This window comes from Pedobacter sp. B4419 (assembly GCF_059693725.1).
The window spans coordinates 1,116,610-1,132,179 of the sequence record NZ_JCASSL010000001.1; the positions used below are offsets into that span (position 1 = coordinate 1,116,610).

Below are 15,570 nucleotides of genomic sequence, written 5' to 3' on the forward strand. Positions count from 1 at the left end.
TTTTAGTCTTATAAATTAGTTTATTTAATATTTTGATGGCTATTTTACGCCTACTTCTTTCATAATTCCATTGAGCCATTTGAGCAATACGAAACCTATAATGGCCGAAAACAGCAATAATACAAAGTTGACCCAAAAGAAATTGGATTTATCGCCGTAAGTATCCCACATCGTGGCCAATACGCCCGAAAGCTTGTTGCCGATTGAAGTGGATACAAACCAGCCGCCCATCATGAGCGAGGTAATCCTTACCGGACTCAGCTTGGAAACCAATGATAATCCCATCGGACTTAAAAACAGTTCGCCTATGGTAATTACGCCATAACTGCCCATGAGCCAGAGTACCGATACTTTTTCGGCACCATTGCCACCTGCATAAACGGCAGCCACCATTACCAATACCGAAAGGGCTGAAATAAACACGCCAAATATGATTTTGGTAGCAGTACTTGGTTCTTTGTCTTTTCTCCTGAGCCAGGTGAAAAAGGCTACGATAAGAGGGGTGAGGATAATAACCCAAGCTGGGTTAATAGATAAGCTCAAATTGGTGGCCCAGAGTTCGATTTTGTCGCCTTCTTTTGGCAGTTGGGCTGGAGCTACGTTTTTAAAATAGGTAGGGTAGTTGAATTCTTTTTGAACAATGCCATCCTTCTTTTGTAGTCGGAAAGCTTCGTCATATAAGGCAATGCTGTCTTTTTGGTAGGTTACGTTTTGCGAGAGACTTAAGCTGGAGAAGGCCTGCTTAGCGGTAGGATTGCTCAGCTCTCTATCGGTATACCGGTCGGCCCAAGTGGTCAATGCCGTGCCGTTCTGCTTAAATACTGCCCAAAACAAAATTACCACCACAAAAATGGTCAATAGTGCGGCTATCGGTCTCTTTTCGGCTTTGCTTGCCTTAAAGTATAGGGAACCATAAAAATAGATAACGGGTATACAGGCAAAAATAAAGGCATCGGTAGAGTTGGAGCCTACTAGGGCGTGGCCTAAGAGTTTGGTGGGTACGATCCACCCGATTACGCCAGCAATTAACGAAGGAAAAATAATCAGGGCGGTTATCTTAAAGAAAGACATATCGCCTTCTTGTACGCCTTTTTTGATATCGAATGCCCGGTAATGCTTCAGGCCAACTAAGAACACGATTACGCCGATAAACATACCAATACCCGCCGCCAGGAAAGCATATTCCCAACCGAGCATGATATACATGGCTGCGCCAAAAAAGTTACAGATAAAGGCACCTACGTTAATGCCCATGTAAAAGATATTGTAGCCATCATCTTTCTTGTCCTGGTATTCGGGAGTAGAGTAGATATTGCCCAGGAGGGTTGAGATATTTGGTTTGAAAAATCCGTTTCCGATAATCACCAGGGTCATGGCTGTATAAAGCATGGTGAGGTTGTGTACACCCATCAGGCAATAACCCACGCCCATCATCAGGCCACCAATAATAATAGATTTGGTATAGCCCAAATACCTATCGGCGATTAAGCCACCCAAAAAAGGCGTTAAAAAAACCAATGCGATAAAAGTACCATATAAATCGGCAGATTCAGCCTCTGTCATGGCAAAACCGGCTTTTACATCCTTCAAATACAAAGTGAAAATACCGATCATTAAATAGTAGCCGAAGCGTTCCCACATTTCAGAAAGAAATAGAAAGGGCAGTCCCTTGGGGTGTTTTACTTTAGGGGTAGAAGGCATAAATGGTTAAATAATTCTTGTTCCAATGTGTGTATAACCCGCAATATAAGTACATGTAGGCATAGTAGCAAATTTTTAAGTTTGGCTTGGGGCCTGTTAGTGGCCAGATTTGGTAACGATAGTAGATGCTTTTACAGGTCGGCCGTAAAAGTCGTCGTTAGGGGAAGGGTCATTTTTAAGTTCTACATCCTCAACCAGCGAAAGTTTGCCCCAGGTTAATTTGTAGCCATCGAAGCTCAAATCGGCGCCGTAATATTCAAAATTGCCCACCATTTTAGGGTCGTAGGGAGCCAAATGGTCAAATACGATCATATTTACCTTGGCATCTACGGTGAGGGTCATCGAATTCAGTTTGTTGTACTCGAAAACAACACGGTTCTTGGTAGGTGCATTTTTTGCCACTTCAAAAATATTCTTGCCAAAAATAGGTTCGTTCTTTTCAAATGATAAAACCTCGATCACCTTTTTCGTTGTTTTTGACGTGTTGCCTTTCCATCCCAGCAGGATAAAATAAGGCTGCTTGCCATTTACAATAACAGGCACCATTTCATAATAACGTGCGCCAAACCAATTTTTGTTGTTGGTAATGGCATTGGCATCGGTAAAATTTGCAGTATTGTCTGTTAAGGGATATAATTTGAGCATCCCGTTTACGTGAGGCAGCTGAATGGTGCCATAATAACGGTAGCCACCATCTTCTGTGGGCACAAACCAAGTAATGATACGAAATGAATTGTCGGGCGATTTAAGGATGGAAATGCGTTTGAGCGAATCGAAACCATAATTAAAAGAACCATTGATCTTAAGCGCATTTACGAATTTCTTCACAAATTGTGCATTTTTCTCCAAGCGGGTTTCGTTGTCTTTGGCTGTGAAAGTCTCATCGCTCAAAATGCGCAACGAATCTTGGTAAGCATTTAATTTGGGATCGTTGTTAAGGTTATAGCTATGTTGTGCACTTAGCTTTGTAAATGCACAACATAACATAATGATTAAAATATAGGTCTTAATGGCGTTAAGCATTACACTCAATTATGGTTGATTAACGCAGATTTTCGATAACTATTGCACTTGCGCCACCGCCACCATTGCAAATACCGGCCACACCGATTTTGCCATTGTTTTGGGCCAATACCGAAAGCAGGGTTACGATAATCCTAGCGCCAGATGCCCCCAATGGGTGACCAATGGCTACCGCACCACCATTTACATTTACCTGTTCCTCTTTTAGTCCCAATGCCTGGTTGTTGGCCAATGATACCACAGAGAAAGCCTCGTTGATTTCAAAGAAATCTACATCGGCAGTAGTAAGGTTCGCTTTGCTCAATGCCAAAGGAATAGCTTTTGATGGAGCTGTAGTAAACCACTCTGGGGCTTGTTGCGCATCGGCATAAGCCAATACTTTTGCCAAAGGTTTAATGCCCATTTCTTTGGCACGTTCGGCACTCATCAATACCAAAGCTGCTGCGCCATCATTTAGGGTAGAAGCATTGGCTGCCGTAACCGTTCCGTCTTTTTTGAATACAGGTTTAAGGCTAGGGATTTTATCGAATTTTACTGCTGCAGGTTCTTCGTCATTGCTAAACAAAGTGATATCGCCCTTGCGGTCTTTGATTTCTACAGGAACAATTTCGTCGGTAAAATTGCCAGCGCTTTGAGCGGCTTGCGCTCTTTTGTACGATTCGATGGCAAAATTATCTTGTGCCTCGCGACTGATGTTGCAGGTTTCGGCACAAAGCTCTGCAGCCGATCCCATGTGGCAGTCGTTATAAACATCCCAAAGACCGTCTTTAACCAAGCCATCAGTTAATTGACCATGGCCCAAACGATAGCCGTTTCGGGCTTTGTCTAAATAATAAGGTACGTTGCTCATGCTTTCCATGCCACCTGCTACAATGATGTCGGCATTGCCTAAGGCAATACTTTGGGCGGCGAGCATCACGGCCTTAGTGCCCGATGCGCATACTTTATTAATGGTGGTTGCTGGCAAATCTGGCAAGCCTGCAAATTTTGCGGCTTGGGTAGCGGGTGCCTGACCCAGGTTGGCTGAGAGCACATTGCCCATATATACTTCCTGGATGTTTTCTGGTGCTAATCCGGCTTTCGCTACGGCTGCCTTAATGGTAATTCCGCCTAGTTGAGTGGCCGAAAACCCAGCTAAAGAGCCACCAAAACTGCCCACGGGCGTTCTTACGGCAGCTACAATTACTACTTCTTTCATACTGTTTATGTTTTTTTTCAGTGCTTATGAAGCTCCTATGATTTTAAGTATTACTAGCTGAATTGTAAAATCATAGGGGTTTCATCTAATGATATTTTTGATATTTGGTTGGCGCAAGTTAGCAATTTGGCCCCAAATTATGGCAACAGCAGCCAATTTTTGACCTTGAGATGGGCAAATGAAAGATTGGATCTGGCTTGGCTAGTCTTGATCGGTCGATTTCTTAGAACGGCCTTTTTTCTTGGCCTTGATGGCTTCGTTAAGCAGGTACTCGATCTGGCCGTTGGTGCTGCGGAACTCATCAGCAGCCCATTGCTCTATTTCTTTGAGCACAACGGGGTTTATTCTTAACACAAATGCTTTTTTATCTTTCTCTGACATCGGTTTCGATAGCTCCTATGTTGTATTGACGTTTAAAATTAATGAGGAAAAGAGAGAGTTCATCTGCTTTGGCAGTGCTGAAAAGAATGCGTTTGCGATGGCCCAATTCCAATTGCAGGCCTATGCTCTTATCGTTAAAGATATAGGCTTTGTCATTTCGCTTGAACCAAAGTTTGCGCCGGAGCCCCCAGCCACCATACTCGCTCAAGGCATCGTATTTTCTGATATACAGCTTGTCAACCTGCGTCCACGAAATAAATTTTACCTGGCGTGCAAAAGGCGAGAAACGGTAGGCTATGCCACATTGATCAATCTTAAGGCTCAACGTACTTTTGTTGAGCAAATAGATAATCAGATAGGGAAGAAGAATGGCAAAAATGGGCAAGAAGTACATGTTTTTTAATTCATGGAAACTCATGCCTTTTTTGTCGAACAGCAATGCACTGGAAATAATGATGGTCTCTATGCCCAATAAGACATAGAGCCACCAAAACCTAAGCTGTTGTTTTTCTTCAAATTCCATTAGTTGTATAAAGTACCGGTGTTTACAACGGGTTGTACGTGTCTATCGCCACAAAGTACCACAAGCAGGTTGCTCACCATGGCTGCTTTGCGTTCTTCGTCTAATTCTACAATGCCTTTTTGCGACAGTTTTTCTAAAGCCATTTCTACCATTCCAACGGCGCCTTCAACAATTAAGCGACGGGCGGCGATTACTGCAGATGCTTGCTGGCGTTGCAACATGGCGCTCGCAATTTCTTGCGCATAGGCCAAGTGAGAAATACGGGCTTCGATTACCTCAATACCGGCTCTTGATAAACGCTCATTCAATTCTTCTTCTAAAAGAACGCTTACCTTTTCGGCACCGTCTTTTAAGGTGATTTCGGCACTTTCATCTTCCATGTTGTCGTAAGCAAAGCTGTTGGCCAGGTGGCGAACGGCAGCTTCACTTTGGATATTTACGTATTGCAGGTAGTTTTCTACGGCAAAGGTGGCTTTGGCGGTTTCGTTTACCTGCCAAACAATTACGGCGGCAATCTCGATCGGATTACCCATTTTATCGTTTACCTTTAATTGCTGGCCGTTAAGGTTGCGTGCCCTTAACGAAAGCTTCTTTTTGGCTGTTAGCGGATTAACCCAGAAAAAGCCGTCGGATTTTACCGTACCAACATATTTACCAAAAAGGGTCAATACGCGCGATTCGTTAGGGTTTACAATAATGAGTCCAGGCAAAACCAGTATGAAATTAAAAATCAGGATGGCACTGCCGGCAAAGAAACTTTCTTGGATGAGGGCGAAGACGCCACCAGCAAGTAATACTAAAAACAAGACCAGGGTTAAATAGCCCGAAGGTGGTTTGATAATTTTTTCTGTATACATAATGATATTAATTTGATATCACAAATTGAAATATAAAATCTGAGATTTCCAAATAAAATGGAAAGAATGTTTGGCGCATAGCGATTAACGTGTTGCTTTTGGAGAGGATCCACTACAAGTTTTGTCATCCAGAACGAAGTGAAGGATCTAATTAAGGGGGACTAAACAGATTCCTCGTGCCTCGGAATGACAAGGAACTTTAACTTTCGGGCCTTAGTCATAGGGATTGAAAAAAATAATCTTAATTTTGATCTAATCAAGCTGTACAATTTTGGCCAAAATCAGAAAGAATTCGCGGAAAGTACTTTATCGAAAATATTCATCCAACATCAAGTATATCATGATGGTGGTGTGCGTATTCATTATTACGCTTTACCTGCCAAAGCAACCCCGTTTCAGGTACGAGTTCGAAAAAAACAAGGCCTGGCTTAACAAAGACCTGATTTCGCCCTTCAGTTTTGCGATCCTTAAAACCAATCCACAAGTAGCCAGCGATAAAAAAGATGCCCTAAATCATGTATTGCCCATCTATAAATACGATGATGAGGTATTTAAAGCACAAGCAGAGGCCTTCTTAAACGAGTTTGATGTCAAATGGAAAACAAATGCCTTTGCAGACGGCGAAAAGGAAACCGATAAAAAATCAGCTTATAAAATGCTGGAGGCCGTTTACAAAAAAGGAATCATTGGCTTGTCGGCCAAGCACCAAAAAGACGGCAGGCATTATGATTTTTCTATGTTGCGCGACCATATTTCGCAAAGGGCGAATTCGCAGGATGTATATACGACAGAAAGTGCACTAGATTACTTTAAGAATAATTTTAGGTCTACCAACCTTCAAATTAAGGAAGCAATTTTAGATTTGATCGAAAGCCATCTCAAACCCAATCTTATTTTTGACGAAGCATTAACGCTTACGGTAGAGAAAAATACGGTGAACAGCCTTTCTACCACCAAAGGAATGGTGCAAAAAGGAGAACTGATTGTAGCCAAGGGGAGTATCATCGATGAAGAAATCTATCAAAAGCTTTTATCTTATAAGGAGGCTTACGAAGCGCAGACCAAGACCATAGGAGATAATCGATTGGTTTATTTGGGGCAGGTGCTTTTGGTAGGCTTTATCATTTCTTTGCTGATGGTTTTCCTATACCTGTTCAGGAAAGATATTTTTGCTGATAACCGACAACTCTCATTGCTCTTGCTGGTGATCACTTCGATGTTGCTGGCGCTTACCTGGGCCATTAAGCTTAACATTACCAGTCTTTATTATATCCCATTCTGTATCGTACCCATCATCATCCGGATTTTGTTCGATACGCGTTTGGCGCTCAACCTGCATTTGTTGGTGATCTTGATTGCCGGTTTTTTTGTGCCCAACAGCTTTGAGTTTGTGTTTTATCAAACTACGGCAGGCATGGTGGCTATTTACAGCATCAAAAACTTGGTTAAGCGCGAACAGTTGCTCATTTCGGCTTCGTTTATCTTGGGTGCTTATTTTGTGTCCTTTGTGGGCATCGCCTTGCTAAGGGAAGGTTCGCTGGCACAAATAGAATGGGCCAATTTCTTGCCTTTCGTATTCAGCGTGCTTTTGTCGCTTTTGGCTTATCCTTTAATTTATGCTTTTGAACGTGTGTTTGGCATCACCTCTGATGTGGCTTTGATCGAGCTCACCAACACTAACAATAAGTTGCTGCGCGAGTTGGCCTTTAAGGCGCCTGGTACCTTTCAGCATTCTTTACAGGTAGCCAACCTGGCCGAAGCTGCTATTTTTAAGATCGGTGGCAACTCGTTATTGGTAAGGGCAGGGGCTTTGTATCACGACATTGGCAAGATGGAAAACCCGCAGTATTTTATCGAGAACCAAAACACAACTACCAGTCCGCATGATAAATTGCCTTATGAACAAAGCGCCCAGATTATTATCAAGCATGTGCACAAGGGCATCGAAATTACGCGTAAACATCGTTTGCCGGAAAGCGTGATCGATTTTATCAGGACACACCATGGCAACACCAGAGTCGATTATTTTTACCAGTCGTTTTTAAAAAATTCGCCAGAGAAGTTTGTAGACGAAAATATTTTCCGCTATCCAGGACCTATTCCATTTTCGAAAGAAACCGGTGTGCTCATGCTGGCCGATTCGGTAGAAGCAGCCTCGAGAAGTCTTAAAAATCCGGACGCGCAGAACATAAACGACCTGGTTGAACGCATCATTAACTACAAATTGGAACAAAATCAGTTAGACGACTGCGATTTGACGCTAAAAGATTTAGAAACTATAAAGCTGATATTCAAGACGATGCTAATGAGCATCTATCATGTGCGCATAGATTATTTGCAAACTGTGTAATTTTTTTTTGCAAACATCAATGAATTGCTATATTTGCAACCTCAAAACAACGATTTTGAGAAACGGAGAGGTGCCTGAGAGGCCGAAAGGAACAGTTTGCTAAACTGTCGTACTGGCAACGGTACCGCGGGTTCGAATCCCGCCCTCTCCGCCAGTAATTTGAAGCCTGACTTTTAAGTCGGGCTTTTTTTGTTGGCTAATATTGTGAAGCGAAGCTTCGGCATAAGTGGACAACAAAAAATGAGTAAGCGTAGCGAGTGGCTTCAAAGACTGAAGCCTCCCCCTTAACGGGATCATGGAGTAATCCCGCCCTCTCCGCAAAAGACAAAAGACCGCCCCAGATGGCGGTTTTTTTATGTCCTTTCGGATTTTCAGTGATGTGATGAATTTTATGCAATCGCAAGCCCGTTAAGGTTCGATCCAAAAAGGTAAAGCAGATCTAAAAGTGCGCTGGCACTTTCCGGAAAAGTTGAATATACATTCCGACTAATTTCCATACTGTTTTCATGTATTAATAATGTTCCTTTCATCTTTTGGAGTGTGAAGTTCTATCTGCAACCAGGCTGGCAAAAATAGGCTGCAGATTTATGGTTTCCATTGCGTCTAGAATAAATTGATACAAGTGGCCGAATAGGCAATAGCATACGCCTATTTTGCAGAAAGGCACATTTTTAAATCCATTTTGTTCTTTTCGTGGTGTACTTATGTTTCATTTATCCTGTGTTTAAAATTGGTGTGCATCCTATCTTGCCCTTATCAAAATAAACCAAATACCCATCGTTGTACATGATTCGTAAGTTCATCCTTTCTTTCTTTTTGCTCGCTATGGTTGCCCCGTTTTTTGCGCAGGCCCAAACAAGATTAATATGGTCTATAAACGACAACTGGAAATACCTGCCACAGGGAGCCGATTTTGCACAACGTCCCAAAGCCGACGATACGAAATGGCAGACCGTTAACCTGCCTCATACCTGGAATGCCAAAGATCCCTTCGATGATGACGAAACTTCTGTACGGGGCATCAGCTGGTACCGCAAAAAGATCATGCTCGACCAGCGTTTCAAAAACAAAAAACTCTACCTCAATTTTGAAGGGGTTGGCCAAGTAGCTGATGTCTACGTCAATGGCGTATTTGCCGGTCAGCACAAAGGAGGGTACACAGCTTTTACTTTTGATATAACAAGTTTGGTTAAGCTGGGCGATAAACCCACAGAAAACCTCATTGCCGTACAGGTAAATAATGCACAAAACGATTTTCTGCCACCACTGTCTATAGGCTATGCCTCTTATGGTGGCATCTATCGAGATGCTTGGCTGGTGGCGGTTGATCAGTTGCACTTTAACTTATTAGACCACGGTGCCAAAAGCGTATTCATTTCAACCCCTACAGTAAGTGCAGCTACTGCTTCGGTGCAGGTAAAAAGCACGATTGTAAACGACGGAACAAGTCCCAAGAAATTCGAAATCATCCATACCATTTACGATGCACAGCATCAGGTAGTTGCCGAACAAAGCAAAAGCCTAAACGTTTTGCCCGGTGCTTCGCTTAATGTTGATGTGAGCTTTGCCTCCATTCAAAAGCCTAAGCTGTGGTCGCCAGATGAACCCTACCTCTACCAAGTAAAAAGCAAAATTGTAGCCGATGGCAAAGTAATCGATGAATTGAGCAACCCGCTGGGCTTTCGCTGGTTCTCTTTCGATCCGAATACGGGCTTTAGTTTAAACGGCAAAAAGCTGGTACTTAAAGGCACCAACCGCCATCAGGATTTTAAGGATAGGGGCGATGCTTTGAGTAGTGAAGACCATTACCGCGATATGAAACTGATCAAGGAGATGGGCTGCAATTTTTTGCGCTTGGCGCACTATCCGCAGGCGCCAGAAATGTTGGCCTTGGCCGATAAAATGGGTATCCTCATTTGGGAAGAAATTCCCTTGGTCAACTATATGAATCCGGTGCCAGAGTTTCTGGATAACTCGCAGCAGATGATCCGCGAAATGATCCGCCAAAACTATAACCATCCATCGGTAATTATCTGGGGCTCGATGAACGAAGTTTTGCTATGGAGCGAAAAGGCCGAACGTATCCAGGTGCAGGAAAACATGGACTATATCAACAAGGTAAGAGCCTATGCCGTTAAATTAGATAGTACGGTGAGGGCCGAGGATCCTTCGCGCAAAAGCACCATGGCCATGCACATGAGCGACGATTATGACCGCTTTAAATTGTCGGATATCCCTGGCTTGGCCAGCTACAATATTTACAACGGCTGGTACAGTGGCAAGGCCGAAGAATTTAAGCCTACCATCGATGCCAAGCATACGGCTAACCCTAAGCAGGTATTGTTCATCAGCGAGTATGGTGCCGAGAGCGATAACCGCGTCAACACCGAACGTCCGGTGCGCTTCGATTTTACCGGCCAGTATTCGCGCATTTTTCACGAATCTTATTTAAGCCAAATCAAGCAAATGCCTTATTTGGCGGGAACCGCTATTTGGAACCAGTTCGACTTTTCGCAACCGAACGTGGGTGGGGTAAGCAACAACATGAACCAAAAAGGCATGGTTACTTGGGACAGGAAGCCGAAAGACGTTTACTATCTGTACAAAGCCAACTGGAACCCAGCGCCCATGGTTTATATCGCTTCGCGCGATTGGAAAAAAAGAGCCGGCGTCAAAGGTGCCAATTCTACCATCGAAGTGTATTCGAATTTGGCCGAAGTTACTTTAACCGTAAATGGCAAAAGCTACGGTGCCAAAAAGCCCGATGGCATACATAAATGTACATGGACTGTTCAACTATCCGATGGTGCCAACCAAGTTGTGGCAGCGGCCAAAAGCGGCTCGCAAAGCATTAACGATTATTTAACAATTACTTATAGCCCGTATCACGAAGATTTAAAAACTTCGCCTTTCAGAGAGCTGGCCATTAATGCCGGTGCGGATGTACAATATATAGATGGCGCCGATCATATCTGGATAGAAGACCGACCTTACAAAACGGGAAGCTTTGGCCATATAGAAGGCACACCGGCCATGCTCAACATTAAAACCGTAAAGAAAAATACAGAAGACAATCCGCTGTTTTATACTTATTTGGATAACATTAAAGGCTATCAGTTTGATGTGCCCGATGGAACCTATGAATTGGAACTCTGCTTTATGGAGAGCGATAAGCTGGCCAAGGGTGAAAGGATATTTGATGTGGCCGTAAATGGCGAAAACCTGTTGAACGATGTAGATCTCGCCGCCGATTATGGCTTTGGTGTAGCCTTGCGCAAAAAGTTCGTGGTGAGTGCCACAGCTGGGAAGGGGCTTCACGTTGCTTTCGAAGCCAAAAAGGGAAAAACAACCCTGAGTGGCATCAGACTTAAAACCGTAAATTAATCATAAAGAAACATGAAAAAATTAAGCCTATTAGCCCTGTCCCTTTGTTGCAGCCTTATGCTGTTTGCCCAAAAACCGGGCGAAAGAAAAATCGTCATCATTACTTTCGACGGCTTGCGCTGGAAAGAAGTTTTTACCGGTGCCGATTCTGCAAAGCTGTTTGGCGAATCAAAAAAAGCCAAGGATTCTGCACAACGCATTGCCAAGTTCTGGAGCAAAGGTGCACAAGAGAGAAGGGTGCAAATGATGCCGTTCTTATGGAAAACCATCGGTACCAAAGGCCAGCTGTATGGCAACCGCAACGTTGGCAGCAATGTAAACGTAACCAATCCTTATTGGTTCTCTTATCCTGGTTATAACGAAATATTTACGGGTTATGCCGATAAAAGGGTAAACTCTAACGACTATGGCCCCAATCCTAACGTAACTTTGCAAGAATATCTCAATAAGCAACCAGGCTATCAGAACAGTGTAGCAGCCTTTGCCTCTTGGGCAGCCTTTAACCGCATCATGAACGAAGAAAGGTGTGGCTTTCCGGTAAACGCAGGTTATGAAGCCTATACGGCAAAGACCTTAACCGAGCGTCAAAAGGCGCTGAACGAAGCCCAGTTTTTGTTGCCTAAAACATTTGGCCCCAACGAAAGACCCGATGCCATTACTTATTTTCTAGCTAAGGAATACATGAAACAAAATCATCCTAAGGTATTGCAGATCAGTTTGATAGAAACTGATGCTTATGCCCATCGCAACTTGTATACCGACTACTTGTCATCGGCCTATAACAACGATAAAATGCTTGAGGATATTTGGAACTATATTCAAAGTGATCCGTTTTATAAAGACCAAACTACTTTGTTTATTGCTAACGACCATGGGCGTGGAGACGACCAGAAAGACAATTGGACACACCATAACAGCAAGGAACCTGGGTCAGACCAGATTTGGTTTGCCGTAATGGGCCCCGACATTAAGCCATTGGGTGAAACCAAAAATGTACAGGTTTACCAGAACCAATATGCCAAAACCATGGCCGCGCTTTTGGGTGTAGAATTTAAAAGTCCAAATGCCATTGGCGAAACCATTCCAACGGTGATCAAAAAATAAAATCATGAACAGGTTTAACTTAGCTCTATTTGCATTTTCTTTATTCGCGCTTCAAGCCGGTGCGCAACAGGTTAACATTGCCTTGCACAAGCCGGTGGCCGTATCGTCTGAAGACAAGGCTTTTCCCGCCAAAAATGTAACCGATGGTGTGATTTCACGTAATTCGAAGTGGCAGGCCGGTACCAATAAAGCACCGCATATCCTCGAAATCGACCTGCAAAAATACTACAACATTACCGAATTGGTGGTGCACAGTGGTATTGCAGACCATGAAAAAAGGCCTGATGAAATGACACAGGCTGCCGGATTTTGGTCGGTAAAGAATTTTAAGATGCAATATTGGGACGATGCCAACTGGACGGACTTTCCGAAAGCCGAAGTACACGAAAACCGTTTGGTAGCCGCCAGCTTTAAGTTTAAGCCTGCAGTAACCACCTTCAAAATCCGCCTCATCTGCGACGACGGCGAAGCCATCAATGTGATGGAAATTGAAGCCTTTGGCGATGTGGCCCCGAATATGCCTGCACCGCCAAGCGTAGCTTCGAGCATTAAAAAAAACAATACCAACAGCGGACCGCAAAAAGCTACTGTTACCGTAAGCGATAAAACCGTGGGCAAAACCCTCAAATTTGTAGGCTACAACCAAGGCTATTATTTTCCTGGAAGCAATATTTCGGGTTGGCTCGAATATTCTAACGTAAACAGCCTCAGGGTTTGGGCCAGCTTAAATGCCTTTGTGCCCGAAAAATCTGTTCAGGTTGATAAAAACGTAAGCAGTGTAGAAGAGTTTGATAAGCGCAAAAACGAATTGCGCGCTTCGCCAGAAAAAAACCAATTCATCAAATGGGACGAGCTGACGCCATTGTATGACCTGCCTGATTCATCATCTACCAATGCCATGGTGTTTAACTATGCCTTGAGCGAGCTGAAGCGTTTAAAGATCCAAGTAATTTTGCAACTGGGCAGTACCGATTTCTCTAACGATTGGGAAAACAAATGGAAGCAGTGGCAGCGTTACTATGCCTTGGCCTATTACACGGCCAAAAAAGGTGATGTGGCCATGTTCGCCATGCAGAACGAACCCAATCACAAAAACTCGGGCCCGATGAAACTGGATCAATGGATTTCGGGCGAGCAAATTGTATCAGATGCTATCCATTGTGCGATAGCCGATGTGAACAAAAAATACGACAAACAGCTAGAAGCGAAGTTTGTGGGGCCCGTTACCGCAGGTCAAAATACCGACTGGTGGGCAGCGGTAGCCAAAAATATCCGTACCGATTACCATGGCAAAACCGTGCCAACCGATCAGGTAAACCTTTTCTCTACACACTCTTACAATTCGCCTGCTGCGGGCTACGAATCGCGCATTAGCAACATCCGTAAAATATTGGAAGAGAACCATCCCGAAGGCAAATCGTTGCCGATTATGTATACTGAAATCGGCCGTTGGATGAACGCCTATCTCATCGACAAGGAAGAAACCATGGATTCGCCATCGCTGTTTACAGAATGGGCGGGAATTTATGCCAACAACATGAAAAACGGAGGTTATGGCATGTGGGCTTTCAAGTTTGCCAATACTTCGAGCGGGCCTTATACGCGGGGCATTAAATCGGGCCACCATTACATTTGGCAGGGCAGGCGCATTGTAGAAGATGCCTATAAAAACCTGGCATTAAACAAGCCCGTAAAAGCAAGTACGGGCAACAGCATGGCCAAAATGGTAACCGATGGCAACAAGAGCGATGCTTCGGCATGGCAGTCGGGCGAGGAGGCCAGCGCCGAAAAATGGATCGAAATTGATTTGGGAGCCACGCAAGAATTAGGCAGCGCCGTAGTTTATACCGGATCGGCCGACGGCGTATACACCAGTCCCGATCGCATCAAGAATTTTAAACTTCAATACCTCAAAGGCAATGCTTGGGCAGATATTCCTGGCATGGCCGAAAAGGAGAACAAATATTCACAGGTTTTTGCGGTCTTTAAATCGCCGGTTAAAACCAATAAAGTACGTTTTGTAAGTACCGATAAAGGCAATTTAAAGGTACGCGAAATCAAGTTGTTTGCCAAAGGCGATGGTCCCTCTACAAAGGCCGATTTCGATATTTCGGGCATCCAGCGTACCGGTGAAGTGGTGCGTTTGTTTGCCAAAGGATTTAAGGAAGAACGTCCGCTGTTGGAAACCAAAAACTCGACAGAAGACAGTGATCTAGATACCTATACCTCTTTCGATGCCACCTCGGGCAACTACTACATGTGGCTGGTGCAGCGTGGTCTTTCTACCTATCAGCTGAGCATTGATTTATCTAGCCTAAGATTGGCCAATGGTACGCCAATTACAGCCGAAACCGTAAATGGTGTTTCTTATGGCGAGGTAAGCGATTTGATCAGCCTGCCCAGTACAGGGAAATTCAATTTCGATTTGGCACCACAAAGCGTGGTATTGCTCACTATTCCTTCAAAAGCTGGGGTGATGAATTCGCTGGTAGCTAAAGCCGATGCAAGCGTTAAAGGCGGCAAAAATGCCAACCTCAACTTTGCTGGCGAGAAACAGCTTTTTGTGCAGTTGGATGCTGCTGAACCATCGAAAAACCAGGTAGCCTATGTTCACTTCGATTTGCAGGATAACAAGCCCGCAGAAATCAATAGAAGCGTGTTGGCCATTAGCGGAAAAGTTGATGACAATGGTCAGCCTTATCGTCTGCATGTGTACGGCATTCCGCTTAAAAAGGGCTGGGACCAAAAGAAATTGAACTGGAACAATGCCCCATTGCTCGACAGCAAGGAAGCTTTAATCGGAAAAGTAGGAACTGAGGCTTTCGTCGCTGGAGAAATCGCGTTTACGCAAAAAGAGAAATACCATTACCTGGATGTAACTGATTTGATAAAAAACCATGCCGATGATGAGATTACCTTCGTATTGGTAAGAGAAACCAGGCAGCTGGGCGATGACGAAGACAAAGGGAGAAAAGTAATGATATCGACCCGCGAAACCGGAAACGAGCCGAAGCTGCAGGTTTGGAAAAAGCCGAACTAATTTGACAAC

The 15,570-nt window shown here is 43.9% G+C and carries 10 protein-coding genes and 1 tRNA gene; 5 read left to right on the forward strand and 6 right to left on the reverse strand.

From position 1 onward, the window contains the following. Positions 1–39: 39 nt before the first annotated feature. From AC570H_RS04535 to AC570H_RS04560, 6 genes are all read right to left on the reverse strand, one after another. Positions 40–1,701, reverse strand: coding sequence for a peptide MFS transporter (locus AC570H_RS04535; RefSeq protein WP_497352154.1), 1,662 nt, complete (start codon positions 1,699–1,701; stop codon positions 40–42). A gap of 96 nt (positions 1,702–1,797) precedes the next feature. Next, positions 1,798–2,724 (reverse strand): hypothetical protein, encoded by a 927-nt coding sequence (locus AC570H_RS04540; RefSeq protein WP_497352156.1) that lies wholly within the window; start codon positions 2,722–2,724, stop codon positions 1,798–1,800. 19 nt (positions 2,725–2,743) lie between these two features. Further along, a complete protein-coding gene (locus AC570H_RS04545) occupies positions 2,744–3,922 on the reverse strand; it encodes an acetyl-CoA C-acyltransferase (RefSeq protein ID WP_497352158.1) in 1,179 nt (392 codons plus the stop codon). Between the two features lie 201 nt (positions 3,923–4,123). Next, positions 4,124–4,276, reverse strand: a complete 153-nt coding sequence (locus AC570H_RS04550) for a type II toxin-antitoxin system antitoxin (RefSeq protein WP_497352159.1) — start codon at positions 4,274–4,276, stop codon at positions 4,124–4,126. Between the two features lie 10 nt (positions 4,277–4,286). Continuing rightward, positions 4,287–4,826 (reverse strand): hypothetical protein, encoded by a 540-nt coding sequence (locus AC570H_RS04555; RefSeq protein ID WP_497352161.1) that lies wholly within the window; start codon positions 4,824–4,826, stop codon positions 4,287–4,289. Next, positions 4,826–5,683 (reverse strand): SPFH domain-containing protein, encoded by an 858-nt coding sequence (locus AC570H_RS04560; RefSeq protein ID WP_497352163.1) that lies wholly within the window; start codon positions 5,681–5,683, stop codon positions 4,826–4,828. The genes AC570H_RS04555 and AC570H_RS04560 overlap by 1 nt, the downstream gene beginning before the upstream one ends. A 271-nt stretch (positions 5,684–5,954) precedes the next feature. On the opposite strand from AC570H_RS04560, the gene AC570H_RS04565 reads away from it, so the two are divergent. The 5 genes from AC570H_RS04565 to AC570H_RS04585 all read left to right on the forward strand — a co-directional run bounded on the left by AC570H_RS04565 (position 5,955) and on the right by AC570H_RS04585 (position 15,561). Next, positions 5,955–8,033: an HD family phosphohydrolase gene (locus tag AC570H_RS04565; protein ID WP_497352165.1), complete on the forward strand. Its 2,079-nt coding sequence runs from the start codon at positions 5,955–5,957 to the stop codon at positions 8,031–8,033. A 64-nt stretch (positions 8,034–8,097) separates the two neighbouring features. After that, positions 8,098–8,187: transfer RNA gene (locus tag AC570H_RS04570), tRNA-Ser, on the forward strand. Positions 8,188–8,819: 632 nt separating this feature from the next. Then, complete coding sequence (locus AC570H_RS04575) at positions 8,820–11,417, forward strand: glycoside hydrolase family 2 TIM barrel-domain containing protein (protein ID WP_497352167.1); 2,598 nt, start codon at positions 8,820–8,822, stop codon at positions 11,415–11,417. A 12-nt stretch (positions 11,418–11,429) separates the two neighbouring features. Then, on the forward strand, positions 11,430–12,521 hold the full coding sequence (locus tag AC570H_RS04580) for a phosphoglyceromutase (protein WP_497352169.1): 1,092 nt from the start codon (positions 11,430–11,432) through the stop codon (positions 12,519–12,521). 4 nt (positions 12,522–12,525) lie between these two features. Then, the gene (locus AC570H_RS04585; protein ID WP_497352171.1) at positions 12,526–15,561 is read left to right on the forward strand and encodes a discoidin domain-containing protein; all 3,036 of its coding nucleotides are present in this window, start codon (positions 12,526–12,528) and stop codon (positions 15,559–15,561) included. The last annotated feature ends 9 nt before the right edge of the window (positions 15,562–15,570 follow it).

Coding starts and splice junctions, on each gene's coding strand:
- AC570H_RS04535 (WP_497352154.1), bottom strand. CDS start 1,701: ATGCCTTCTACCCCTAAAGTAAAACACCCCAAGGGACTGCCCTTTCTA.
- AC570H_RS04540 (WP_497352156.1), bottom strand. CDS start 2,724: ATGCTTAACGCCATTAAGACCTATATTTTAATCATTATGTTATGTTGT.
- AC570H_RS04545 (WP_497352158.1), bottom strand. CDS start 3,922: ATGAAAGAAGTAGTAATTGTAGCTGCCGTAAGAACGCCCGTGGGCAGT.
- AC570H_RS04555 (WP_497352161.1), bottom strand. CDS start 4,826: ATGGAATTTGAAGAAAAACAACAGCTTAGGTTTTGGTGGCTCTATGTC.
- AC570H_RS04560 (WP_497352163.1), bottom strand. CDS start 5,683: ATGTATACAGAAAAAATTATCAAACCACCTTCGGGCTATTTAACCCTG.
- AC570H_RS04575 (WP_497352167.1), top strand. CDS start 8,820: ATGATTCGTAAGTTCATCCTTTCTTTCTTTTTGCTCGCTATGGTTGCC.
- AC570H_RS04580 (WP_497352169.1), top strand. CDS start 11,430: ATGAAAAAATTAAGCCTATTAGCCCTGTCCCTTTGTTGCAGCCTTATG.
- AC570H_RS04585 (WP_497352171.1), top strand. CDS start 12,526: ATGAACAGGTTTAACTTAGCTCTATTTGCATTTTCTTTATTCGCGCTT.